The organism is Maricurvus nonylphenolicus, assembly GCF_042854845.1.
Taxonomy (GTDB): domain Bacteria; phylum Pseudomonadota; class Gammaproteobacteria; order Pseudomonadales; family Cellvibrionaceae; genus Maricurvus; species Maricurvus nonylphenolicus.
In genome coordinates, this window is record NZ_AP031498.1 from 932,529 (window position 1) to 957,757 (window position 25,229).

Consider the following 25,229-nt stretch of genomic DNA (forward strand, 5'->3'; position numbering starts at 1 on the left):
ATTAATCAATGAGTTACGTATTACCGTTAGCCGCGTTTATGGCGCGCGTAGAAGCCTCACCAGAAGCCCCGTACTTACATCAGCCCAGAGAGGGGCAGTGGCAAACCTACAGCTACTACGATGTTGAACAACAGGCACGTCGTATAGCAACAGGTCTGCAGGATCAGGGTTACGCAATCGGGGACCGTATTGCTATCCTTGCCAAAAACTCGGCGGAATGGGTTATAGCCGATATCGCGATTATGATGGCTGGTATGATCAGCGTGCCCATCTATGCCACGGCCGGAACAGACACCATTGACTATGTGCTGAAGCACAGTGAAGCCAAAGCGTTGTTTGTGGGCAAGCTCGATAGCGCTGATGCTTTGTCTGCTATTACAAGCAGCATAACGACAATTGGTTTCCCTTATCCGTCGGTATCCTCAGATCTGCAATGGAATCATTGGTTAGAAACCTACGCGCCTTGCGAGCGTGTAGCGGAGCCTGACCCCGATGACATTTTAACGCTGGTCTATACCTCAGGTAGCACCGGCTTCCCTAAAGGGGTGGTGCTCACTCACAAGAATATTGCCGCCGGTGTAATTGGCGCTAACAATCTGTTTGAGTCTGGCCATAATAGTGTGTTGTCTTACCTGCCGATGGCACATATTACTGAGCGCTCAGTTGTGGGGATGGGTTCTTTCTACCGTTCCCTGGAGATTTTCTTCAACGATTCGCTTGAGACGTTTGTTGATGATCTTCACCATGCCAAGGTGACTCTGTTTATATCAGTGCCTAGGCTGTGGTTGAAATTTCGTTCGCAAATCCTGTCTGTTATCCCGGATGAGCAATTACAGCTTATGCTGGAGTCCGGGCAGAAAGACGCGGTTATTGCTCAAATTCGCAGCAAGTTGGGTTTTTCACATTGCAAGACGTTTGGCTCAGGTTCGGCGCCAATTTCCAAGGAATTGCTGGTTTGGTTTGAGCGCTTGGGGATAGAAATCGGTGAAGGCTGGGGAATGACTGAAACCAGTGGTATTGGTTGCAGTAATGCGCCTTTCATCAGTGGAGATCTGGGTACCATTGGTCGTCCGTTGCAGGGGCTCGATATGTCGCTGTCTGATGAGGGTGAGATTCTTATTCGGGGCGATTCTATTTTTGAGCAGTATTATCTCAATGAAGAGGCAACCACGGAAGCCTTTGCGGATGGCTGGTTTAAAACCGGCGATAAAGGTGAGTTTACCGGGTCTAGGGCAGTACGCATTATCGGTCGTGTAAAGGAACAGTTCAAAACGGCGAAGGGTAAATATGTATCGCCGGTTCCGATTGAATCGAAGCTGTCAGCCTGTGGCTTGGTTGAGCAAGCGTGTGTTGTGGGTTCCGGATTACCTCAGCCGATAGCACTTATCGTGCTCGCTGATAATGTATCTAAAAACTCTACCGAGGTGACGGGTACGCTGGATGTACTTTTGCAGGACGTTAATACCGGTCTGGAGGGGCATCAAAAACTGGATGCGTTGTTATTGGTTGAGGACGCTTGGACGATAGAATCCGGTTTGCTAACTCCAACTCTTAAGCTGAAGCGTAGTGCTATTGAGGCTCGTTATCAGAGGCTGTGGCAAGGCAATCCGTTAAAAGGTGTCTGTACTGAGGAGGCGTCTACAGAAACCGTATAACAATCACACTATTCTAGTTTGCACTAACTTTTGGGTCTTCTATCTGTTGACTACACTAGCCTATATGAGTTTTTCATATAGGTTTTTTTTGAGTTTACAGAACCCAGGGTTATGTTGAAAAAGCATCTTATTACAATGTTTATTTTATGGCTTCCTGTCCTTCAGGTTTACGCCAACGATAAAGCAAGTCTTCCCTCATCACTTGCTGTGGTAACCTGGCTCGATGGTGAGGGTATTCTGGAGTGGTCAGAAGGCCAAGCAGAGGGATTATTGGCGGACCAGTTTCAGCTTATAGGTCAAGAATTGGGTATTAGTATTACCTTATCTCACTTCCCTCCTGGACGCATGTCGGCTGAATTTAAAAAGGGCAGAGTATATGATGTAGCGCTCTACTCAGTAAATGCAGCGGGAACTGCACAGGAAAAGCATTGGGGGGGAGAAGAGCTTTATCGGGGCGCCTTGGTTGGTCGCCAAAGAATTTTAAATATCAATACAGGCTTGATCGCCATCAAAGGAGGGCGATGTGATCCTGCAGTGAGTATGAGTATGGTGGGGGCCAAGATTGGTATCTTAAGGGCACCTCAAGAAATTAAGCAGATAGCCAAAGAGACTTTTCAAATCAATGAGGAATTGCTTTTTTATTCATCCAATAAATCAGGTTTGGGCCAGCTTATTGCCAGGCGATTGGATTGCATAGTTAGTTATACCGCTATCCTCAACTTGTATGAAGCTAAAAATCATAAAGATCAGCTTTTTATACGTCGTCTTTACCCTGCTGGCGCACTGGTTATGGCTGTTTCTGCCAAAAAACATGGTGAGGCCGCTACGCAGATTCTTAAGGCTCTGGAAGCTGCTGTAATAGTTGTAAGAGAAAACTCGTTGCCGGCCCTTATATCGGAGTACAAGCTCAAGGAGCATGTCTTTTAATTCTTAGCAGAGGTAAACCTAGTCGTCATACAAGGTTCGCCACATAATGCTGGCTAGTGAGGTGCAGTGACGGGAAAGATTACTAGAACTTTGAGAAATGACCTTGTAGGTTAAAACCCTGTTTGTCATCCAATGCAGATCTTCGACCATCTCAGGCGTTACGTCAGTGCGAATGCTGCCTCCTTTTTGCTCTTTTTTTACCGCCTTTTGTGCTAATTGAATCGTTGAACGATTTACTTTATCGATGCTGGCTTTGAGATGATCATCATACAGTGCTGATTCTTCAATCATTTGATACGCGACTTGATTTTGCTGTAGTACTTTTCCTGCTTCCAATAAAACTTCGATTAGCTCTTTCTGAGTCCTATGTTCAGTCACATTCCACCAGCGAGTAACAGGATCCAGTGTTTCCTCAAAAATATGTTCCATCAGTGTGGAAATTAAATCTATCTTGTCTTCAAAGTAAACATAAAACGTCGATCTCGCCATCCCTGCTTCTTGGCGAAGCATATCGACGGTGATGGCACTGATAGATGTGCCTAATTTAACCAGACGTTCTGCTGCACCAAGAAGTTCAAACGCTTTCTGCTTGCGCTTCTTCTCACGATTGGCTTGGCGAGGATTGGTCATGCTGTTTCCTTATAAAAAATGACTTGATTGTTTAATTATCTTGATATCCCTGTCTCTTGTCCATGCTTGTACGCAATAGAGTAGGAGAACCCCCCTTGACAGTTACATTAAAAATGACGTTAAATAAAATCGGACACTGTGTCCGGTCGTATTGTCTTGTTTAATTATATTAATACGTTTTTATATAACGATTAGGAGGAGTCTCCCGTGACGGCCAAACAGAGAAATGATGCCTTTGATGCTAGGGGGGCTGTACAAAATCTCGCGTTACCAGAGCTTAGTAGTGCCTTAGGGCCTATCACTCAGCGTGTGCAGAGACGTGCTGTTCTGGTCTATTTGTTGTTATGCAGTGTGAGCTTGACTCTTGCCTGGTTTGGCGATTCTGAGCGTTTGAGTGCGTTTGGTTTGGGCATGACGATGCCAGGAGGAGGCTTGATCTATACCGGGCAATGGATAGCTCTAGTGGTAACCTGGCTGCTTTTTGCGGTTTCTCTGTTATTGTGGTTTGCCTCGGGTAATATCATTGGCCCACCTTTGGTCTGGATAGGAGCAGCTGGGTATAGTGCATACCATGCGGGTCATCCACATATGGCGGAAAATTACGATGTGGTACTTTGGCTGGTTCCATCCATGGTCGTTGCAGGTTTTGTATACCTGACATTCGCAAGAAAGCGCGCATTTAACAAACGCCTGGAAGTTAGAGCAGAACGCAATCGTTACCTGGAGAAGGAATCGTTTGAACCGGTAAGTGCGCCATCGTTTGACAATGATTTTTGGCGTGAACTTACGTTGGATGAACTCAAGCAAGCCCGTTTTGTCTTTGATCGGGCCTTGCAGCCAGTAGACCGATTTGATGGCTTTGATTGGGTTGAATTTCAATTTCAGTTTGCCGCTGTACGTTATCAGCTAAATCAAATTAGCTATGGTTTAGGCTTGATGCAGTACCACTCAACGCCTTCGTTTCATGGTTACTTGAAGCAGGCGCAGCGAAATGCCATTGATAAACTGCTGGAAAAACGTGTATGGGGCTATTGGAAATGGGAGTCCTTATGGGGGAATTTCAGTACAGATATTGATCCCATCAAAAAAGATAACATCATGTTAAGTGGTTGGGGTGGCATGGCTGTAGGTGTATACGCGACGGTAACAGGTGATGACCATTATAGCCAGCCAGGGTCTTTGACTTTCCAGTACGACGATAAATCTTTCGAGTATGATGTTCACAGTGTGGCCGAGTGTGTGCATAAGAACTTCAACAATTCCGAATGGACATTGTTTCCTTGTGAGCCGAACTGGGTCTATAACATGTGTAACGAGACTGGTGCAACATTTTTGGCCCAGCATGATCGCCTCTATGGTACTCACTATTTTTCTGATATCGAAGAGGATTACCTGGCATCAATCAATAATGAATTCACTACGGTTGACGGGCGGGTCATTGCGGTGCGATCCCAACGTATGGGATTCACCATACCCTTGTTAACCTCGCCGTTGGCTGATGCCAGTTTCGGAACTTGGGCCAATGCAACCAAGCCACTTATGGCACAGCGTGTTTGGAAGATCTTCAGCAATGAGTTTGTATCAGTGTCTGAAGATGGCGATGTGGAAATCAAAACCAAAGGTTGGGATGAGGTAGATGCAGGAAGTTATAAACCTTCTTTAATCACTACTTTGGGAGCTTGCCGCGGTTTTGCGCTCGAAATGGGTGACTATGAGCTGGCAGATAACCTCAAGCAAACAGCAGAGAATAAATATGATGTAGTTGAGCAAAATGGGATTCGGTATTTTACCGGTGTTTCCTCAATGGCAAATATCATGAATGTTTATACATCTATGTTAAGAAAGAATGCCTGGGCTCAATTAAATACCTTTAATTTACCGGATCGTATTATGGAAGGCCCTATTTTAGCGGATTGCAAATATCCTGAGGTGCTAGTTGCTAAAGCGGTTAGTCATACCGGTAAAGATTTGGAACTAGTGTTATACCCTGGTACCGATGAAAATATGCCAGAAATCACCATTTCCAGACTTGGAGCAAAATCTACTTATACCGTGTTTAATTCTACAACAGGCTTGGAAACGGAGTTAATCAGTAATGAGGCTGGTGATTTAATACTGAACGCACAGTTAGCCGGTCGAACTGAAGTCCGAATAACCCCTGTTTGATTTGGGAGGAGGTTGTTATGGTTTGTTGCATCTTTGGTGGTATGTTTTTTATACTAATTTCATCAGGTGTCGCGTTCGTTAAACGCCGGCTCGGATTACAACAAAATGAATTTACAACGGGATCAGACTGGTCCCTCAATCAATAACAAGGCATATTCACAAGAATTGCTGTAATATTCAGCCATGAGCAGATTGCAGCAATTAAAAACCCCAGCCATTTACGCCCGCGGTGGTACCAGTAAAGGTGTTTTCTTTCTGGCTCACGATTTACCGGCTGCTGTTCGAGAGCCGGGTAAAGCCCGTGATCAGTTTTTATTGCGAGTAATGGGGAGCCCCGATCCCTACGGCAAACAAATCGATGGCATGGGCGGTGCCAGCTCCAGTACCAGCAAGGTGGTTATTCTCGATAAAAGTACTCAGCCCGATCATGATGTGGATTATTTATTTGGCCAAGTGGCTATCGATAAAGCCATTATCGACTGGAGTGGTAACTGTGGCAATCTGAGTGCCGCTGTAGGTGGTGTTGCCATTGCTGCTGGTTTGGTTAATCCTGAGCGCATTCCTGAAAACGGCATCTGTACAGTCCGCATTTGGCAAAAGAATATTGCAAAAACCATTATTGCTCACGTGCCTATTTGCAATGGTGAGGTTCAGGAAGTCGGTGACTTTGAACTGGACGGCGTGAACTTCCCTGCCGCCGAAGTCAAACTCGAGTTTATGAAACCGGCGACTGATGATGGCTCTATGTTCCCGACGGGAAATCTAATCGATACGCTGGACATTCCGGGTGATACATCTTTTCAGGCAACACTTATCAATGCTGGCATTCCGACAGTTTTTCTCAGTGCTGACGCATTGGGTTATAGCGGCACTGAACTGCAGAAAGATATTAACTCGGATATAGCAGCCCTTGAACGGCTAGAAACCATTCGTGCTTATGCAGCGGTAAAAATGGGATTGATCGACAGTGTGTCAGAAGCTGTTGAGCGACAGCATACACCGAAAATTGCCTTCTGTGCGCCTGCGCAAAATTACGTTTGCTCCAGTGGTAAAGCAATTAAATCCGATGAGATAGATCTGTGCGTTCGAGCCCTCTCCATGGGGCAGTTGCATCATGCAATGATGGGCACAGCTGCGGTTGCCATTGCGACGGCTGCTGCGATTCCAGGTACTTTGGTTTCTAGTGTGATTGGTGGTAGTCAGAAGGCAGACGCAGTGACCTTCGGCCATCCTTCGGGCACCTTAAAGGTCGGAGCAGAAGTAACGCAGCGTGATGGTAATTGGGTTGCGACCAAAGCGATCATGAGCCGGTCTGCACGTATTCTTATGGAAGGCTGGGTTAGAGTGCCTGCTGAACGCTAACCCAGCTTTTTGAGCTGTTATGAAACTTTTATGAAACTACAGGACCTATTATGAAACTACAGGACCTATGGGTAATTGAGTGATAGGTTTGCCGGTTAACACTCGCAATGCATTCGCTACAGCTGGGCCTATCGGTGGAGTACCAGGTTCACCGACACCGGTTGGTGCTTCAGCAGACGGTACAATATGCACATCAATGTCAGGCATTTGCTGAATGCGCAGCGGCGTGTAATCGTGGAAATTGGATTGCACCACTTCACCGTTATTTAGGGTGACTTTTTCACCTATAATTGCACTCAGGCCAAAACCAATGCCGCCTTCCATCTGCGCACGTACAACATCCGGTGTAATGGCAATACCACAATCAACCGCGCAGGTTACTTTATCAACTTTATAGCTACCATCGCTGTTGAGGGTAATTTCAGCTACCTGGGCAACAATGGTACTGAAAGATTCATGCAGTGCGACGCCTCTTGCTTTACCCTTCGGTAATGGTTCACCCCAGCCGGATTTATCGGCAGCCAGTTTGAGTACCGCTTGATGTCTTGGGTGATCTTTTAAAAGGTCCATACGCCAGGCAACAGGATCTTTTTTCGCGGCGTGGGCAAGTTCATCGAAGAAGACTTCAGTCACATAACCGTTAAAGGTGTGACCCACCGAGCGCCACCAGAGTACCGGTACACCTACAGGCACTTCCGTACCTTCTACCGCAAAGTGTGGAATCTGGTAGGGCAGTTGGGTGGCGCCCTCTGTCATGGTGACATCGATAGGGCCGGTAATCATGGCTTCAAATGGGGTGCCGCGTAACAGTGCTTGGGATACAACCCGTTGGCGCCAGCCGCTGATATTGCCTTCACTGTCCAGGCTCGCCGTTAATTGATGGTGAGCCATAGGGCGGTAGCGGCCAGCTTTCATATCGTCTTCCCGTGACCACTGCAGCTTAACCGGCTGTTTATTGTTCATGGCCTTGGCAATCATCACGGCTTCAGCCACATAGTCGGAGTCGGGTACAGCACGACGGCCAAAACTACCACCGGCAAATTGGGTGTGGATAAATATTTTCTCAAGTGGCAAACCGGTAATGGCTTTGATCGCCCATTTGTCTGCGGTTGGAATTTGGCAGCCGGTCCAGATATGGCATTCGCTATCTGTTAATTCGACCACGCAATTCATCGGTTCCATGGTGGCATGAGCCAGATAAGGAAATTCGAAATTTAGTTCTATGGTTTTTGCCGCTGAAGATAGTGCAGCATTAAAGTCGCCCCTGTTTTTTACACTTGTGCCCGCTTTACGCGCCAGTTGATTCATTTCGGTATGCAGCTGGGCGGAGCTGCGGTTTTCTGCCTGGCTAAAGTCCCACTGGATATTCAGTCGCTGTTTGGCTTGCAAGGCTGTCCAGTAGCTGTCGGCTATAATTGCAACGCCGCGAGGCGTGTTGATAACTTCACTGACGCCTGGCATAGCCTTGGCTTGGCTGTCATCAATACGGACGGCTTTGGCGCCAAATCTGGGTGGATGAACTATCGCCGCGTTCAGCATATTTGGGCGCTTCACATCGATGGTGTACTGGGCCTTACCGGTGCTTTTCTCGCGGCTATCAATGCGTGGCAGCTTGTGACCAATTAAAGTGAAATCCTTTGGATCTTTAAGGGGGGGATTTTGTGGCGGTATGAGCTGGCTTGCGGCAATCGCCATATCACCGATTGCTGCGGTTTTACCGCTGGGGTGTAGTAGTTTTCCTTGATCCAATAAAATTTCAGCGGCCGGCACTTGCCAGGTGTTAGCGGCTGCCTGGATTAACATATGCTTAGCGCTGGCACCGGCTTGGCGCAGTTGCATCCAGGAATTGGCAATAGCGGTTGAGCCGCCGGTGCCCTGTGCGGGCCCCCACAGCAGGTTGTTATAGCGCTTGGCATCGGCAACGGCAAACTCCCAGCGCATTTGATCCCAATCGGCACCCAGTTCTTCGGCAACAATGGCGGTAAGTCCGGTCGTTACGCCCTGGCCTTTATCGAGGTGTTTGATCACCACGGTGACAGTGTTATCGGAGCAGACTTTAACAAAATGGTTAAAGATCAGCTTGTCTGTTTCCAGGCAAGCTGCTTCTGCAGTGGCTGCTGCGTTTTGAGGCGCATTGGTAGAGCAGCCCACCATAAAGCCAACGCCCGTTAGGGCCGAGGCCTGGATAAAGCGGCGACGTGTAACATCCATTTGAGTTTTCACGGTTTATCCCTCCAGCTTGTCAGCAGCGCTGTGAATGGCGGCGCGAATACGGTGATAGGTGGAGCAGCGACAGATATTGCCTTGCATGGCATTATCAATGTCCTCATCGGTGGGGGAGGCATTGTTGGCGAGTAAAGCCGTAGCCGACATTATTTGCCCGGATTGGCAGTAACCGCATTGCACCACATCGAGTTCCTGCCAGGCTTGCTGAACTGCACCAGCAGCGGGGGTTGCGAGACCTTCAATGGTGGTGATATCGGCTCCCTCTACCGCAGCTACGGGCGTAGAGCAGGAGCGAATCGGTTGGCCATTAAGGTGCATGGTACAGGCGCCGCATAGGCCCATGCCGCAGCCGAACTTGCTGCCGGTCAGCCCGGCTTGTTCACGCACATACCACAGCAGTGGCATAGCAGTATCGCCGTCAAAGTGGTGTTCTTTGCCGTTCAGAGTAAAGGTGATCATGATCTCTCCTGCCGGTTGATGCCTATTAAAACGATAGGTTGGATTTGCGTAGTACGCTTAATAGTATTGTTACTATAAAAGCTGGCTGGTTTATGCTGATTGTCTATTAACCTGAGATTATTGCCCGATTCTCTTAATTGGTTGGGCGGCTATCAATTAAGAGGGGAGTTTTCTAGTATGATTGCAAGGTGTATCCGGATAGTCATTGATAGGTAGGACGTATGGTTGAGGCCCGCATTTCGACGGAATTAAAGGATATAGCCGCAAGATATGCCAAGCTGGATGGGCTGAACGAAACCGGTATTCCCGGCCTTAGTATCTATAAAAGTTCTGCGTTGTCAGAAAAGCTTCACAGTATTTATGAGCCCTGCTTGTGTGTCACGATTCAGGGCAAGAAAGACACCATTGTTGAAGACGATATCTTTACGTGTAGTGAGGGTAACTTCCTGTTCTCGTCCATGAAACTGCCGGTGTGCGGTATGGTTCGTGAAGCCTCGATGGAAAGCCCCTATCTAAGTCTGGTTATTATGATTGAACCGACGATGGTGTATGACACCTTAAAAGATGCCCCGCATCTTGTTTCCCGCGAGCCTTCGATATCCTCAGGGCACTCTCTATCCATTGGTGATGTGGATGGTTTGATGAGTGATGCCGTTGCCAGGCTAATGCGTTGTTTAGATCATCCTGGCGACATCCCTGTTTTGGCGCCTATGATTATTCGTGAACTGATTTACCGTTTGCTGGCGACAGAAGAGGGTGGCGCCATTGCGCAATTGGGCATGCTGGGCAGTAAAACAGAAAAGATTGCCCGAGCAGTAGCTCTGCTAAATCAAAAATTTACTGAAAAGTTGGATATGAACCGTATTGCCGAAGATATTGGCATGAGTGCATCGAACTTTTACAAGCACTTTAAAGAGACCACAGGCATGAGTCCGTTGGTCTATCAGAAGAAAGTCCGCTTGCTTGAGGCAAGACACCAAATGCTGGTGACAGGTGATGACGCTGCAAGTGTAAGTTATCGCGTCGGTTATGAAAGTCCTTCTCAATTCAGTCGCGAGTATTCTAACTATTTTGGTCGACCGCCGAAAAAAGATATCGCATTAATGAAAAGCTTGGAATTAGCTGGCTAGGACACCTGCTGCGGTAGCGCAGCGGGTGTCCGCTGTTGGTGTTACGCGCTGACTTTCTTTAAAGGTTTGCGCGGGACCAGCTCTTGTGGGAAGTTAACTGTGTCGAAGTCCTGCATATCCGGTTCTGCCATTTCCTTCTCCCACTGTTGGAAGGTATAAGGCCACAGGATTGGATCGCCGTCGCCATCCAGGTACCAACTCTGGCAACCGCCAACCCAGACTGTTTTACTCATACCCGCTCTCATATAATCGGCGAAACGTTTAACGGCACTGTGTTTAACTTCTACAGCATCAAACTCATTGCTACGCCAGCGATTAATCAGCTTGATGATATAGCGGGTTTGCACCTCACTCATCTCGATCACGGAGTAGTTACCAATCGGTGAGTTGGGGCCCAACATCAGGAAGTTGTTGGGAAAGCCTGGCATGCACACCGAGCGGTAGGTTTGTATTTTATTTTCCCAGGCCTCATTGATATGCAAGCCATCTTTGCCCAACAATTCCATTGGTCGCATATAGGCCACAGGATTAAAGCCCGTGGACAAAATCAGTACATCCAGATCATGTTGTTGGCCATCGGCGGTTTTGATGCCGGTTTCATTAATCTCGACGATGCCATCGGTGACCAAATTAACATTGTCTCGCTGCATGGCTGGAATAATGGTGTTGCTCACCACAATGCGTTTACAGCCGACCTTGTAGTTGGGGGTTAACTTCTCGCGCAGAACCGGATCTTTAACCGCCTTTTTCATATAACGTTTACAGATGGTGCTGAACAACCAGTTCTGTACTTTGTGGCCGGTAACCGCTTTGGTGAGCAACTGGCTAATCGCCCAGTTATAGAACTCACGCAGTAGTTGTAGTTTGACAGGGCTTTTCCGCAGTTTGGCTTTTTCTTTTTCGGTAATGGCTTTGTTGCCTATTGGCAGTACCCATTGTGGCGTACGTTGGAATACCGACATTTTGGCGGCTTCTTTAGCCACTTCGGGAATCACCTGTGCCGCGGTTGAACCTGTGCCGATAATACCGACTTTTTTACCGTGCATATCAACGTTGTGATCCCATTCTGCGGTATGGAACATCTTGCCTTTAAAACTATCAATGCCCTTAATTTCCGGTTTGGCCGGGTGGTGCAGAATACCGGTACTGTTAATCACAAAGTCAGCAACAATGGTTCTGCCTTTGCTGGTTTTTACCGTCCACTTGCCATCTTTATAGACACTGCTTGTCACCGCTTCGTTAAAGCTAATGCTGTCGGTAACACCGTATTTGCGGCCGACGCGTTCGAAGTATTGTTGAATTTCATCGCCGTGGGCAAAGCGATGGCTCCAGTCGGGATTGGGTTCAAACGAATAGGTATACATATGTGCCGGAATATCGCAGGCTACGCCGGGATAGGTGTTTTCACGCCAGGTGCCACCCAGGCGATCGGTCTTTTCAAGAATAGTTAGGTCTGTAATCCCAGCCTCGCGCAGTTTAATCGTCAGCAAAACGCCGGTCATTCCGGCGCCGATAATAACTACAGATGGGTTGCGTTGTGTGTTGTTGTGGTTTGGCATCGCCATAGTCTCCCTCGGTTATCTATGGCTCTAATGTGCCCTAGATAACCCATAAGAGGGGGAGCATATGGCGACAGTGTGAGGTTATATGGCGACACTGGCCGCGCGTATTAAGGCATTGTTGATTTCGATCAACTGTTAAGCCACTGACTGCAACAGCGTCAGGACTTGTGAAGTGATCGACAGGGTACTGGCCACATTTTGATTATGGGCGGCCAGTTCATCCACTTCGGTAGCCAGGGATTTTACCTGGTTGATTTGAGCCTCGGAGGGTGGCGTTATAGTACCACTGTTTTTTGTTAGTAACAGCATGCGGTTGATTGTCTGGTTGCGGCGCAGCTCCAGTTCCAGAATCGTCTCATCCAGTGTTCGACGCTCTTCTTTATTCGGCGTTTGCAGCAGTGCTTGATTGGCGAGAATCAAACTGTCATCAATGGTTTCCAGTTTGGTGGATAGGTGTTGATAGGTCGCGAGCAGTTGTTGTGAATCCATGGGGTTGATCTCCGTTTATTGGGCGTTGAACATCACGGTATTGAGCGTTGCCGGAGTAGTGATAGGATTAATCCCGGCATCCGGTGTGTCATTGTCTTTTAGGCCTTCTTTCACGTCTTTACTGAGCTGTTGTATAAAATCAGCATAGAATTTGGCGCGCACGGTAAGCTTTTTATCCTTGGCGAGTTCAGCCAGTTTTTTAGCGACCTGTGTGAGTTCACGGCTTTTGGTGGCCAGAGGTGATATATCCGCGGCCAGGGTTTGTTTGATATGGGTGATATCATTTTCCTGTTGCAGTATCTGATCAACACGCTCCAACCATTCCTGAAGTTCATCATAGGTTTGTAAGCCTGAGCGGTTACCGCTGGCTTCCATCAAGGCTATATCCAGTTCATTACGAATACGGGTTTCGTGGATGCGATACCGCAACAGGGCAATTTGATCGACCCTTGCCTGGGTTAGTTGCTGGTGTTGTTTACCAAACTTCTGTAATTGGCTGCTGAGGATGGCGGTATTTAATGAGGTTGTGGTTGCCAGGTCTTTAGCCGCTTGTTGGTTGCTACAGCCACTGATGGCAAGCAACGACGTTAAAAGAAAGGCTAAAGATCTGACTGAATGTGTTATCGAAAAATTCATGTTTGGCTCCTTGGGATTTTTACAGTCAGGGCTGTTAATCGACGCTTACGGCGATCGCGGTGAGACCGACGGCTTTAATGATCAGGTCAGAAAGATCGTCGGGTTTTATGCCGTCTTCGTGGTAGGCCTGTAGCTGATCGATGGGGACATCAATAATGTTATCCCACGCTTGAATCGCGTGACGGTTATCGACCAAGGATTGTCGGTGTGCCAAATCCATAAGCTGGTAGGTGTTTTTATCCAGTTGAGCCTGGTGAATGTGAGCTTGGGAGAACTGGGCAACACTATTATAGAGAGCACGCTTGGCATCGGTGCCGCGTTGAAAGTTATCCTCGGCAAATGGCCAGGGGGCCGCCAGACTGCAGGACTCAATCTGTAGATCTTCTCCCAATTGGCATCGCTGACCGGTAACCTTGAGTGCATGACATTGTTGGATATCTGGCTTGGCCAGGCCTGCCTGATAAGTGCTGAAATGACAGAGCGCATTGAGGCTGTGCATACGCAGCACCAATTCTTTTTGTAGGAGTTGCTGGCGTTGTTGTAGTAATGCTTGCCGTTGTAAGTCTATGGCCTGGCGTTGCTTATTGTGGCTTATCAACAGGGCCTGGTGTTGCATTTCTATTAATAGTTCACTCAAACTTTCCGCTTTCGTGCGGCTATGCATATTGGCCAGTGTGCTGGCGATGGAGGGGCTGGCACTGGCGACATCGATGGCAAGTTGAAGCTCTGGTGAGCGCTCTCTGCTTTGAGCTTCTGCGATTTCATCCTGGCTGGCCATGGCGCTCAGGATATCCTGAATAGCCGATATTTTAGCTTCAGCCATAAGGGTATGGCCGACTTTGTGTTGTGCTTTATCCAGCGTCTTGACGAGGTCAGCCAGTTTTTGGCGATGCTGTTCAAGCGCGTCGCCTGCTTCGTTGGTCTGTATTGCCTGATAGGTTTTAAGCGCTGCTTTGTATTCTGATTTCGCCTGCTTTAAGGATTTAGTGAGTTGTGAACGAAGCAGAGTTTGTTGGGCGATAGTATGATTAAGCGTTTCCAGATCCGTATAGGTTTGCATAAGCTCACTTGCCGGGGAGGGCATGCTGGCCAAACTCTCCTGGGCTTGCAGTAATGTTTCGCAGTTATTGCGGTAGTTAGCGTAAATCAGGTTGAATAACTGTGTTTTAACCGCTGCCGAATCGTTGTGGGCTACTTTTAATATGGGTGCTTGTTCGGGTAGCTTGCTGGCTGAACTACAGGGTGGAATATTGCGGTTAAAACTACTGACTTGCTGGTAGAAATCGTCTGTCGTTTGCGTCAGCTGATTAATACGGACTTTGGCGTTGAGGTAATCTTGCGCAGCGGGCAAAGATGCCATACCGATTTCATTAACGCGGCGCAGGTTTTTTTGCCGAAACTGATTTACCGGTTGATTGCCGTCAGCCATGTTCAGCAGCAGCGTGGTGAGTTTTTGCTGGTATAACGCATCGACATTATCCAGTTCTGCCTGTAGCAGTTTATCGAGATTGGCGCTTTCTTCCTGTGCCAATTGATTGATGTTGGCGCTGGCGTATAAGCTTTGTATATCGCTTGCCAACTTATCATTTTCACTGTTGTAAATAGCCATGCAACCACTGCCGAGTAAACTGGTGAGAAAGATGCAGGTGAATCCTATTGAAGTCCTCATGGTGTACTGTCCCTGTTATGTGCTGAAATAGGCGGTTAAACGATGTTCGGATTGTTGTTCTGTCTGTTGTTTTTCCTGCAGTTTTGTCTGTTGTTTAGATAAGGGCTGTTGAGCCAATGCCAGAATTGTCATGGCCGCAGAGCGTGCATGGTGAATACCGGTTTTACGTCGGCAGTGCTCAATCAGTGCCCAGTAGCGTTGCAGGGCAAGTGTATCCCCGCCAAATGCCTGCCACAGTGTCGCAAGGCGGGTTTTTTTCTGTGAAGTGCACAGCTGGCGAGAAGGTGATGCAGAGTAAAGGCCCATACTTGATCCATCCCAGTCACTGGGGTAAACCAGCCCCGCAGGAACCCCTATACTGGGCCAGCCCTGGCAGGCTTGCGTAAATACTGTTGAAGCTTTTTTATGCAGTTCATCAAGGCCCAGTGGCAGCAATACTGCTGAAAAATCATTGTTATGTTGTGGGTTATCGAGCTGACGGTATAAACGGCAGTGATAGTGGCCCGCTGCATTCCATTCGATAAAGCCCATGGATGGTGTGCTGTGCCGATTAAGCAGATTTTCCATTTCTGCGTTGTCACTGATGTTGAGGCGTTGCAGCAGATCTTGCCAGTTGCTGAGCGCTTTGTGTTTTTCCTGTGCGATTAAATCCAGATACAGTTTGATACGCAGTGATTGCTTGCTGAGGCTAAAACCCAGGTAGGCACCAAAACCGTTAGTTTGTTTAGTTTGTTGCTCGGCGTGTTTTTGTGACCACTGGCGGAGTTGGTGCCAGCCGTGTTGCAGTGAATCTGGAATTACGGGCATTAGCTGCCTGGAAATAGTTTCGGCTTGATCAATTGCTAATAGCTGGCGCTGATAAGGAGATTGACCGGGCAATCCAACACAAGAGCAAAAACGTAAAGCGTTATCGCGAGTGCTCAGAGAAATCTCCAAAGGGCTTGCGCCATTTACACTACTGGCTTTTCCCTGCTGGGAAGAGAAGTTCCAGGCCCCTTGGCTGCTCTGCGATAAAATCCTGCAGAGATTATTCATCTCGCCAAAAGTTTGGCTCGCCTTTTTCTGCAGGTCACCGGTTAAAACCAACTTATAGAGCAGCTGGCGCCGAATATCTTCACCTGAAGGCATATCGGCATTGAGTGTTGTCGTGCCGCCCCGAGGGGCGGCCGAAGCTTGGTGGTTAAGCATCGGGTGCTGTTACCGTGGCAATCAGGTTGGTATCCTGCTCGGTGGTAAAGGCAGACTCGGTGCGTTTGCCGTCGCGCCAGTAGCTGATTGTGCGCCATTCGTATTGCAGGGCGCTATCAGCTGGCAGGCCGACGATCAACTTACGCGCAGCGGTTTGTGAGGCCGAGAAGAGCAGTGATTCATAGGTGTCTTCATCGGTTTTCACTTGCAGTTCCACAGCGTAGAGCTGATTCCACAGATTGCTGTCGATATTAAGCTGAGTGTTGAGCGTGACAATCTGGCCATCTTTATCGTCGACGACAATCACACCGGACTCACTCTCCACCGGTTCGCTGATATAAAGGCTGCCATCAATACGAATAATCGTAATGGTGTAGGTATATTTACCGGGATCCTGGCGCAGGGTGTTAATGGAAATCGTACGCCCGCGGTGGTTATCGGGTGAAAAGATTTCCTGGTAGCTCTGGCGGTAACCATTAACCCCTTCGTACTCAATGTCCACCACTGCTTCAATGTAATCCGTGGTTTTAATGGCAGGGACCATACGAATACGGCGTTTACCCTGGAAGGGCTCACCGACGATAATGTTGGTCTCGCTGGTGGTCTGCCAATCTGTGGTGGTTTCGACATTGTCCGCCAGGGAATAAATGGCACGCCACTGAAAATCTTTTTTGGCCTTGTCGGATAAACGCAGTTTCCAGTTGGCGGTTTTACTTTCTCCGGTCAACAGGAAACTGTTAGCGGTTTCAAAGTTGTTATCGCTGTCGCTATAGCGTGCTTCGATCACCACCTGACTGACTTCGGCAAAATTGATAGTGTTGTCGGCGGCAAAATTGATATTAAGCAGGCCGATACTGTCCAGCGGATTGACCACCAGCTGTCTGGCACGGGTATCTTGCCAGTCGCCGTGAAGTACTGCGTCTTTACCAACCCAGGGGCTGTCGTTTTTAAAATGAATATCCGCTTTATAGCGATAGCTCATTTGTTTGGCATCATTTAGCCAGGTCTGGAAACGATGGCGGCCGTTGTTGTCTTTGGTAAAGGTAAAACCGTCCACATGGGATGGGTTGCTATTTACATCTTCACCGCCCGGGTATTCCGTACTGATATTGACGAGCTCAATACCGTCTTTATCCCAATCCGTCACTACACCGACATCGGCAACCAGACGTTTAAATAAATCATCGTCGAGATTAATTTCAACGATTTTGTCTGACAGATCCATGTCTTCCACCATGGTGGTAAACAACCCCTGTGGCGCTGCTGAGCGTTTCTCCGCGGCCTGCTTATTAAATTCGAAGGTGCGGGTTTTAAGTTCATCCTGAATCATATACTTCAGAGACAGGGCAACCCGGAATGGCATAACGGAACCACTGGAACCATTCTCCTGACTTGGGCGTTGTGCATCGGCTTGCCGTTGTGTGTTGGCGGTATGGGGGCGACTGGCCAGAGCGCCGCCGACGGGATTGGCCGCACTGCCTGATCTGGCTGTACCGGCACTGGGTGATGTACCCGGAGTGGAAGGTGCTGTACCGGGATTCGAAGGCGTTGTACCAGGGTTGGTGGGCGTAGTACCGGGATTAGTTCCGGGATTTGTAGGTGTTGTACCTGGGTTGCTAGGCGTCGTTCCCGGATTCGACGGGCGTGACGGTGTGGTTGGCCGGTTATTACTCGGTGGCGTACGTGGATTTGGAGTAATACGTCCCACCTGTCCGCCGAGCTGACCGGAGAAAGAGTTCAGCAAACGGCTAAGTGGGTCTGAGCTCTGGCGAGTCATAAAACTTGGCGGCGTTAAGCTGCTTTTAAACAGGTCCTCGGTGATTTTTTGGCGTGCCCAGGTAACCGCTTCCTGGGCTTCATCTTTCACCGACTTCTCATCGGAGAAGGTGGTCACTTCGACTTTAATGGCGCCTTCATCTTCCAGCTTCTGATAACCAAAGCCTAGGTCAGCCCCAAGGGTAACCGCTTTGATTTGCCCCTGGGCACTTAGTTCGGCTTCGAAGTGATGATAGATACGCTCGTATTTGGCGGTAACTTTGACATTGTAAGCCGGACGCATACCGAGGAATTTCAGGTCGTAAATAACACCCACGAAACTCACACCGCGTTTTAGCGCTTCTTCCATCAAGGTTGCGCCTTCCTGGCTTAAGGCAATACCAAAGGTGGCACGGTTGGAACCGTACAGTGAAGGCTTTGTAGCACCCCATGTGCTCTCAAAAATCTTTAGCTGGCCGGTGGTAGTGATTTCCTGTTGGCCCTGATCATTTTGGTTGGAGAGCACGGTCAAGCGTACAGTCCCCTCTTCAAACATGACCGGACTTAAGGAAACAGGGCCACCGTCGGCATACTGCTGTAATTCCATTTTGGCCAGATTGAGTTGGTGCTGGTCAACGGTCAGTTCGGTGGTAAAGGCCAGTATGCCGCCGCCTAAACTGTTTTTCTGATCATCAGAAAAATTGGGGTTGTCAGTAATATCACGGGCATATTTGATAAAAATAAATTCAGGCTGACCTTCATTCATCGCCAGGCGAGGGCGATCACAAATATAGTAGAACTGGTTTTTGTCTGAATGGTCACGATAAATTTGCAGACCTTGGATGGGGCCTATGGGGCGATCCAGAAATAACATAATCTCACCTTTTTCCTTTAATCTGTTTAATCCTTTAACTTCACGACTTAGGTTGTTGGGTTGACTGAGGCACGTAAGTGCAGCGGAATTTCAGCCAAGGTATAACCCAGATCTGATGGCGCAGATGATTCTCGGCAAAAACCCCAAATCACGGCACGGAGATCGTTGAGTGACATGGATTCCTCGGAGCGGGAAACATCGTGGATGCGTCGGGTTGGATTATTCAGGTTGGTGCCGTCGGCATAACCGGTAAATGGCAAGCTGCCTCGGTATTGCGGGTTCTTGAAAATGATACGGTCATTTTCAACTCTTAAGCCCAGTACCGCATGGGCTCCACCACCCCAACTCATACCGATAACACAGGGAAGTCCACCTTGATTAAAGTGGGTGATCAGGTCATTGGCTGCTTGGGGGTTATTGGTATGACCGTTGTTGCCTCCACCAAATTCGCCTACCCAGGATTGATTAAAGATGGCTTCCAGTGCTCTGGATATTTCGAAGAAAAACAGGCCAGATCCTACTACCTGTCCTAACCAGCTTTGGAAACGATCTGTTTCGGGGTTATAGCTTAAGCGGAAGTTAGCATAATCCATAACGGCGGCTTGTATGCCTCGTTCGCTGTAGGTGCGTCCTATGGCAAGCAGGAAGTTACCACTGGCAGTTGAGCTAGTGTTTTGCCAGGTGGCGGTATCGAAGGCTTCGGGATTCGATCGCATCCAATCACCATTAGCCAGTTGTACGCGATGATTAGCGTTGACATCAAGAATATAGCGACACCAACGAGCGTACTCGGCCGGGTTACGAATAATCGTATAGGTTTGGATACTGGTGGCCGCACAGGTTCCTGCAGCGCCCTGGTTTACCTGTCCAGGTGGATCCACCAGTTCCTGCATAACTTCATAAATGACTTCGCTCATGGCCAGGGGAATACGTTTGTCCAAACGAATATTCCACGTGGCGAGCAGGTGATCCAGGGTGGTGCCTTCGTTGCGTTCATCGCGGTAGAAAAGCGCAGGCTCAGTCATTTGGCTACCGTCAGTGCGGGAACCTACAGCAACACGCATATCAAGCAGTTTTTCCATTAACTGACGACCATTGCCTCCGGCATAGACAAACAGTTTTAACATTTGTGCGCGGATGCGTGGTGAAGATTGTCCTTCATAAGTCGGGTGCGTCAGCATGGTGTTTAAGGCGCTACGCCCCGGGTCTGAATCCGGTAGCAGCTGGATAACGGCCAGCATAATTTTGCTAAACCAATCGAGTTGCTGAACCGCAGCAGTATCGGGTACCGGCGTTTCTGTTCGCAGATCGCCAGATAATGGAATCACATTAATAAACGGCACCTGGCCAGCTTGAATCTGTCCATCGGTGTGACTGATATAGGCTTCGCTACTGGCGGCGCTGGGGCGTGCGCGTACGCGATAATACAAACCCTGTAGCTCCGGTTGTGTATTACTTGCTACGCTGCGCATCTGTTCCCAAACGGCCTGTGGCAAAGTGTAGTCCGCGCGACCATTAACAATGTTGATGGTTTCTGCGGCTACGCTGCCATCACTTGAGCCCGCCTGACTAAAGTAGCAGTTCCAAAGATCATTGGTGTCGCTGACCGGGCGAAACAACAGCTCCGGGGTTTTGGCGATTTCTATAAACGCTTCACCGTCGTCATCGCTGGTAATACAAAAAGTGGGGGCCGGTCCATTGGCGGCCCAAATATCGTAGTGTGTATGTACTCTTACCCAACGCATAATTATCTCCTTATCGTGTGTAGGTAGTAATGCAAAAACGGATAATGCAAAATTATCGTTGCGGCACCTGCGTGCTAATAATCAGTTCGCTGCCGCGGGCCGTAACGGGGTCCTGTTTGACTTTAAAGCCGTCGCGTAATTCGTAGGTCACCTGGTAACTGTATTCACGCCGTGCAGGGTCCTTGAGATTGACATGCCAGGTATAGCGATCACTCAGATCGTCAAACACTGCAGTGTCTTCCTTGTGCACGCCGCCTTCTTCGTCTTTGTAGAGCAGATCAATTACCATGCGGCTGATATTTTCTTCGGCGAAGGTGGGGCCAAAGGATGACACATGCACTTCCATACGCATGGCATAGGTTTTACCCAATACCAGCGTGGGGCTGTTGCTGCGAGTCCAATCTGTCATGATGACGCCGCCGTCAGCGGTAATAATGGTTTGGCGGTATTGATAGTCACGCAGCTTGGGATCGGCGAGTTTAATTGACCATGTCTGTGGCGAGCGTAACTGGCCTTCACCGAAATAGAGGTTGCCAAATTCCATAATGCCATTGTCTTCATCGATATATTGCAGATCGACAATGACACTCGACAGCTCATTAACGTTACCGGCGACAATCGCACGAATGTTAAGGCGTGATGGGAACGGATCACTGATTAACAGTGCATTACTGTTGGTTTCCTGCCACTCTTCATCGCTATGGCTGGGGCCATTGGCTGCATGGTAATGCAGGCGATAAAAAATAGTATCTGACCAATTTTTTAACAAGCGCAGACGATAGGTGGGTTTGTCATCCGCCGATTGAATCAGGTAGGTCGAAGAGTCCGTAAAGCCGCTGACGGGATCAACATAACGCAGTTCCACCTCTACCGTGGGGAATTTATCAAACGGCATATTTCGGGCCGGAACGATTTCCAGAGTACGTTCGCTATAAAGCTCACGTGGATTTAATACCAGAGGGCCACCACGGTTACTCTGCTCAGCCACGTTAATCAGTGGAATGGCACCGGGCAGTTCATCGTTGGGTTTAAATTGTACCTGCCACTGGTAGCGATAGTCATAACCGGCACTGGTATCAAAGTTGGTTTCGAACAGTGCCGCGGGTTGTGCTGCATTGAGGGTAAAGTCTTCCCGGTGATCAGTCTCATCACCATTGGGGCCGTAAATAACCGAAGCGCCCAGTAGCTCAATAGCATCGCCTTGCCAGTCGGCATTGGAACGGATGTTGAGCTTGAAACTGTCGAAGAAGGGATCGTCCAGATCAATGGGTGTACTGACCACTTGACCTTTTTCCAGGCCTGCCTGACTGAATAGCAGGCTTAGATGACCTTGAGGCGCAATCATTCTCTCGACGGCTTTGGTCACAGACATTTCGGCATCGAAGGAGCGAATTTCACTGCGTGTCAGTTCTTTGCGATGATAGCCAACACTTGGATAAGCCGCAGTTCTAATCGCAGTAATTACATCTTCGACTTTGCCTGCCACACCGTGTCCCGCCGGATCTTCCGGATCAAGAGCGCGAGTAAAGAAATTATCGAGAACCAATTTCTTCAGCTCATCCAATGCCTTCTTCATGTCACTGCCGCTGGATTCTCCTCCTGCACCAAAGTCGGTAGCCTCGATACGAATGGCCTGATTTTGTACCAGTTCATCAACCACTTTTTCAATGGAAGAAGAAAACACCAGCAGGTCGGCTGTCCACTGTTCACTGAAGTGGTTGTAGATCTCTTCCCAGTTGGCGGAAATCTTGACGTTGTAGGCGGGGCGCAGTGCAGCAAATTTCAGTTGATAGATAATGCCGATGGGTGTGATATTGTTGTCACTGTTAAACGACGCCTCTAACAAGGTAGCTGCTTTCTTGGTGAGGGCTACCGAAAAGGCCGCACGGTTGTCGCCATAAAGCGAAGGGACGCCCGCACCGAGTACTTCGGTAATCCATTCTACGGATGGCTGATCATCGGGATTATCATCTGCAGGCGAGTCAGAATCATCACCGTCAATGGGTTGTACTTCACTGCGGCGGTCCAGCAGCATCATTTGTACCGTGCCGCTGGTGTACTGCGGTGGACTAATTTTCACAGTTTGGTTAAAGGCGATGTTTACACCGCTGGCGATAAGTTTCTGTTTGAGTTTTTTGGCAATATCCGCGAGCTTTTCGGAAGAATATGCCAGGTCAACATCAAAAGACAAAAATCCACCGCCGGTAGGATGGTTACTGGAGCCGTCATAGTCATCCAGATCTTCGCGGTATTTAATAAACAGTAACGCTGGCTTTTGTGTTTCGCCGTCCTGAATCATGGATAGTTCAGGTTTGTCCGGCATATAGTAAAACTGCAGCGGGTCATTGTAATCCGAATAGAGTGTGACCCCGTCTATCTCGTAGAAGGGGGCGTCGAGATACATCATGGTGCAATCTCCTGGTAAATTTTTTCAGTTATGCTGCTCCCGTATAAACGGGAGCAAGGTGCTGTCGAGATTTATCGAATTGGATTACTCCGCGGGTTTTGGCGTGCGAGGAATCAAGAAGCGATTCTTGCTACTGGTACCCTTTAACACCACAGGTTCAGGCTCGACATAATAGGTGGCTTCCCAGTCGTACTCCTTCACCTCGTCGTCTTCCACGCGCAGGCTCCAGGTTTGTTTGGTTTTATCTTCAAAGAAAAATACCGCAGGGGATTCCCCTTCCAGTACTTCACCCTTGTAGGTCATGGCGACCTCTACTACCGGGGCGCGATCAAATTTCAACAACACCGGGTTGATACTGACGTCGATACTGGGTGGAGAAGCCCAGCTAACAACCAGGGACTGACTACCGCTTTCCTCTTTCCAATTGGAGGTTTCCTTGGTGCCATCTTTATAGATAGTGGTTTGTTTCCATTCCCAGTCACGCTGGTTGGGATCGGTCAAAGGTACGCGCCAGGTGGTGAAGAAATCTGAGCTGGAAATAGAGAAGGGTTTAAATACGCTGTAACCACTGTTGTCGCTGTAGCGCAGTTCTACCAGAATTTGGCTGATACTGGAGAAGTTACCGGCCGGTACAATAATGACATCCAGCACGTCGACAAAGGAATCATTAAGAATGATTTGATTGCCTTCCAGGCTTTCTTCCTGTGCATCGACCTGTTGGCCATTTTTCAGGAAATACGAGGCCTTATAGCGTAGCGGCTTGTTGCGGTCCTCATAAATCCAGCGGCGATAATTGGCGCTTGGGGCTTCTGGGGTGATTACAAAAGTTGCTTCTTCCCTATCGATATCATTGGTGCGGTCTTCATAGCTGAGGGTGACCTGAACCTGTTCGATCAGGTTGTTCCAGTCTATTTGGCCGGCCAGGATATCGATATTGATTTCACCTGGTCGGCCGACATTGATATTCAGTTCTTTGTTTCTTTCAATAATCCATTCGGTAACATAGGTTTTATCCGGGTTGGCTTTAAAGCCAACGGCGTAACGGTAGCGATATTCACGATCGTTGTCACTGTTGAGGCGTGGATCCCAGTAGCCGGCGTTACTGTCATTGCTTTCAAAAGTAAAGCTCTCGGTTTTTAAGCCAGAGTCACCTTGGTATTCAATATCCACCTTCACAAAAGCAATTTCTTCGTAATCGGCAAAGGCTTTGACAGAAAGGTCCAGGGTAGTAAAGAAGTTGTCTTCCAAATCGACCTCCCGTACATGTTGGGCTATTTCGTCTTCGCTCATATCGCTAAAGAAGGTTTCCAGTGTTGCCTGTGGATGAATAGTAAATGGCACCAGTGCGGTTTGATTGATACGAAGGTCGAGCACGCTAACCGATACCTGATCGATGGTTTTCAGGCGATAGACGTCGGCTTCTTTACTGTAGATATCTTCCATATCCGGGTAGGAAGCATCGTGTTTGGTAAGCTTGTCGAACAGGTTGTTTTGCATCCAGGCGGTGAGTTGTCCCATGGCAAAGGCCTGTAACTCCTCGACTTCTTCCTGGGTAAATTCACTCTGATCAAAATCAATACGCACTACTTCACTGTGCACTAACCGTTCGCTGTAGGATTCAGTGGTGGTAAAGTCATCGGCGTGGTACCAGTTGTCATCATAATCATGGGACAGCTCTGATACCGCATTGTAAATATCCACGGTGCTGCCAAAAATACGGATGCTGGCAGGTGGAATGCGGCGCATAAAGGACAATTCGTACACCACCTGTACTGGCGTTAGATCAATACCATCGCCGTCTTCGTCAACCAGTGTGCGCTGGAAGTAGGTGGCGCCGGCTGGCGTCAGTGTGGCGTTAAAGATTGCGGCGTTGTTACCCAGCATTGAGGGTTTGCCATCACTGATTTTGCCTTTAATTAAGTTGGCATCATCGACAACATGAAATTTAACCGCACCGTCTACCCACTGGGGGCTCGCCAATTCAACATCGGGTCCGCGGTAGACAAAATCATCTGAATTGCGGTCCAGGCGGCGACGCTTGGCCCATTCCTCTTCAACCATTTCTTGTAGGCGTGCTGCAACCCCGGCTCTTTGTTCAGCCGTCAAGCCAAACTCAATATCCATATTGATAAAACCACCACCCATAGGTAAATCAGCATTGTTTTCCCGGTCTGCGTCAGAAAACGCATATTTGGTCAACAGAAACACCGGTCGATCATTTTCATCCTTGCGTATTCGCGGGTTGTTGGGGACCGGATAAAAAACATGTTTATGGGTATCATCGCGATAAGCTTCCAGTTCTAAATCCGGGAAGGGTATTTTGCCGCTGAGTATCAACATAATGGTGCT

At 48.5% G+C, this 25,229-nt stretch carries 16 protein-coding genes and 1 pseudogene; 5 read left to right on the forward strand and 12 right to left on the reverse strand.

Annotation, left to right across the window (positions count from 1 at the left end; translation table 11 throughout):
- The first annotated feature begins 8 nt into the window (after positions 1–8).
- Together ACGHZ6_RS03910 and ACGHZ6_RS03915 are read left to right on the forward strand one after the other, a co-directional pair.
- The gene (locus tag ACGHZ6_RS03910) at positions 9–1,655 is read left to right on the forward strand and encodes an AMP-binding protein (protein WP_390617492.1); all 1,647 of its coding nucleotides are present in this window, start codon (positions 9–11) and stop codon (positions 1,653–1,655) included.
- A 111-nt stretch (positions 1,656–1,766) separates the two neighbouring features.
- Positions 1,767–2,582 carry a hypothetical protein gene (locus ACGHZ6_RS03915; RefSeq protein ID WP_390617493.1) on the forward strand — a complete coding sequence of 272 codons (816 nt, stop codon included), beginning with the start codon at positions 1,767–1,769 and terminating at the stop codon, positions 2,580–2,582.
- An 18-nt stretch (positions 2,583–2,600) separates the two neighbouring features.
- Here ACGHZ6_RS03915 and ACGHZ6_RS03920 read toward each other — a convergent pair whose 3' ends face one another.
- Positions 2,601–3,212 carry a TetR/AcrR family transcriptional regulator gene (locus ACGHZ6_RS03920; RefSeq protein WP_390617494.1) on the reverse strand — a complete coding sequence of 204 codons (612 nt, stop codon included), beginning with the start codon at positions 3,210–3,212 and terminating at the stop codon, positions 2,601–2,603.
- Positions 3,213–3,419: 207 nt separating this feature from the next.
- Between ACGHZ6_RS03920 and ACGHZ6_RS03925 the strand changes: the two genes are divergently transcribed.
- Complete coding sequence (locus ACGHZ6_RS03925; protein WP_390617495.1) at positions 3,420–5,378, forward strand: hypothetical protein; 1,959 nt, start codon at positions 3,420–3,422, stop codon at positions 5,376–5,378.
- Positions 5,379–5,561: 183 nt separating this feature from the next.
- A complete protein-coding gene (gene prpF / locus ACGHZ6_RS03930; protein ID WP_390617496.1) occupies positions 5,562–6,740 on the forward strand; it encodes a 2-methylaconitate cis-trans isomerase PrpF in 1,179 nt (392 codons plus the stop codon).
- Positions 6,741–6,788: 48 nt separating this feature from the next.
- Here the strand turns inward: prpF and ACGHZ6_RS03935 are convergent, their stop codons facing one another.
- Complete coding sequence (locus ACGHZ6_RS03935) at positions 6,789–8,963, reverse strand: molybdopterin cofactor-binding domain-containing protein (RefSeq protein WP_390617497.1); 2,175 nt, start codon at positions 8,961–8,963, stop codon at positions 6,789–6,791.
- A 3-nt stretch (positions 8,964–8,966) separates the two neighbouring features.
- Positions 8,967–9,446, reverse strand: a pseudogene (locus ACGHZ6_RS03940) ((2Fe-2S)-binding protein); the annotation flags it as partial.
- 200 nt (positions 9,447–9,646) lie between these two features.
- On the opposite strand from ACGHZ6_RS03940, the gene ACGHZ6_RS03945 reads away from it, so the two are divergent.
- Positions 9,647–10,555: an AraC family transcriptional regulator N-terminal domain-containing protein gene (locus ACGHZ6_RS03945; RefSeq protein ID WP_390617498.1), complete on the forward strand. Its 909-nt coding sequence runs from the start codon at positions 9,647–9,649 to the stop codon at positions 10,553–10,555.
- Positions 10,556–10,596: 41 nt separating this feature from the next.
- Here ACGHZ6_RS03945 and ACGHZ6_RS03950 read toward each other — a convergent pair whose 3' ends face one another.
- The 9 genes from ACGHZ6_RS03950 to ACGHZ6_RS03990 form a co-directional block, all read right to left on the reverse strand.
- Positions 10,597–12,120, reverse strand: a complete 1,524-nt coding sequence (locus ACGHZ6_RS03950; protein ID WP_390617499.1) for a flavin-containing monooxygenase — start codon at positions 12,118–12,120, stop codon at positions 10,597–10,599.
- Between the two features lie 132 nt (positions 12,121–12,252).
- The gene (locus tag ACGHZ6_RS03955) at positions 12,253–12,606 is read right to left on the reverse strand and encodes a hypothetical protein (RefSeq protein ID WP_390617500.1); all 354 of its coding nucleotides are present in this window, start codon (positions 12,604–12,606) and stop codon (positions 12,253–12,255) included.
- A gap of 15 nt (positions 12,607–12,621) precedes the next feature.
- Positions 12,622–13,242 (reverse strand): hypothetical protein, encoded by a 621-nt coding sequence (locus tag ACGHZ6_RS03960; RefSeq protein ID WP_390617501.1) that lies wholly within the window; start codon positions 13,240–13,242, stop codon positions 12,622–12,624.
- Between the two features lie 34 nt (positions 13,243–13,276).
- Entirely contained in the window at positions 13,277–14,851 is a 1,575-nt protein-coding gene (locus ACGHZ6_RS03965; RefSeq protein WP_390617502.1) for a hypothetical protein, read from the reverse strand.
- 75 nt (positions 14,852–14,926) lie between these two features.
- A complete protein-coding gene (locus ACGHZ6_RS03970) occupies positions 14,927–16,099 on the reverse strand; it encodes a hypothetical protein (RefSeq protein ID WP_390617503.1) in 1,173 nt (390 codons plus the stop codon).
- Positions 16,092–18,728, reverse strand: coding sequence for a hypothetical protein (locus tag ACGHZ6_RS03975; protein ID WP_390617504.1), 2,637 nt, complete (start codon positions 18,726–18,728; stop codon positions 16,092–16,094). Before ACGHZ6_RS03975 ends, ACGHZ6_RS03970 begins: the two co-directional genes overlap by 8 nt.
- A 47-nt stretch (positions 18,729–18,775) precedes the next feature.
- Positions 18,776–20,473: a hypothetical protein gene (locus ACGHZ6_RS03980; RefSeq protein WP_390617505.1), complete on the reverse strand. Its 1,698-nt coding sequence runs from the start codon at positions 20,471–20,473 to the stop codon at positions 18,776–18,778.
- 52 nt (positions 20,474–20,525) lie between these two features.
- Complete coding sequence (locus ACGHZ6_RS03985) at positions 20,526–22,880, reverse strand: hypothetical protein (protein ID WP_390617506.1); 2,355 nt, start codon at positions 22,878–22,880, stop codon at positions 20,526–20,528.
- Between the two features lie 84 nt (positions 22,881–22,964).
- The gene (locus ACGHZ6_RS03990) at positions 22,965–25,220 is read right to left on the reverse strand and encodes a hypothetical protein (protein ID WP_390617507.1); all 2,256 of its coding nucleotides are present in this window, start codon (positions 25,218–25,220) and stop codon (positions 22,965–22,967) included.
- Positions 25,221–25,229 lie beyond the last annotated feature (9 nt).

What these genes read in the sequence shown, in the direction of transcription:
- ACGHZ6_RS03910 (WP_390617492.1), top strand. Translation starts at nt 9, where the DNA reads ATGAGTTACGTATTACCGTTAGCCGCGTTTATGGCGCGCGTAGAAGCC.
- ACGHZ6_RS03915 (WP_390617493.1), top strand. Translation starts at nt 1,767, where the DNA reads ATGTTGAAAAAGCATCTTATTACAATGTTTATTTTATGGCTTCCTGTC.
- ACGHZ6_RS03920 (WP_390617494.1), bottom strand. Translation starts at nt 3,212, where the DNA reads ATGACCAATCCTCGCCAAGCCAATCGTGAGAAGAAGCGCAAGCAGAAA.
- prpF (WP_390617496.1), top strand. Translation starts at nt 5,562, where the DNA reads ATGAGCAGATTGCAGCAATTAAAAACCCCAGCCATTTACGCCCGCGGT.
- ACGHZ6_RS03945 (WP_390617498.1), top strand. Translation starts at nt 9,647, where the DNA reads ATGGTTGAGGCCCGCATTTCGACGGAATTAAAGGATATAGCCGCAAGA.
- ACGHZ6_RS03950 (WP_390617499.1), bottom strand. Translation starts at nt 12,120, where the DNA reads ATGGCGATGCCAAACCACAACAACACACAACGCAACCCATCTGTAGTT.
- ACGHZ6_RS03955 (WP_390617500.1), bottom strand. Translation starts at nt 12,606, where the DNA reads ATGGATTCACAACAACTGCTCGCGACCTATCAACACCTATCCACCAAA.
- ACGHZ6_RS03960 (WP_390617501.1), bottom strand. Translation starts at nt 13,242, where the DNA reads ATGAATTTTTCGATAACACATTCAGTCAGATCTTTAGCCTTTCTTTTA.
- ACGHZ6_RS03965 (WP_390617502.1), bottom strand. Translation starts at nt 14,851, where the DNA reads ATGGCTATTTACAACAGTGAAAATGATAAGTTGGCAAGCGATATACAA.
- ACGHZ6_RS03970 (WP_390617503.1), bottom strand. Translation starts at nt 16,099, where the DNA reads ATGCTTAACCACCAAGCTTCGGCCGCCCCTCGGGGCGGCACGACAACA.
- ACGHZ6_RS03975 (WP_390617504.1), bottom strand. Translation starts at nt 18,728, where the DNA reads ATGTTATTTCTGGATCGCCCCATAGGCCCCATCCAAGGTCTGCAAATT.
- ACGHZ6_RS03980 (WP_390617505.1), bottom strand. Translation starts at nt 20,473, where the DNA reads ATGCGTTGGGTAAGAGTACATACACACTACGATATTTGGGCCGCCAAT.
- ACGHZ6_RS03985 (WP_390617506.1), bottom strand. Translation starts at nt 22,880, where the DNA reads ATGATGTATCTCGACGCCCCCTTCTACGAGATAGACGGGGTCACACTC.
- ACGHZ6_RS03990 (WP_390617507.1), bottom strand. Translation starts at nt 25,220, where the DNA reads ATGTTGATACTCAGCGGCAAAATACCCTTCCCGGATTTAGAACTGGAA.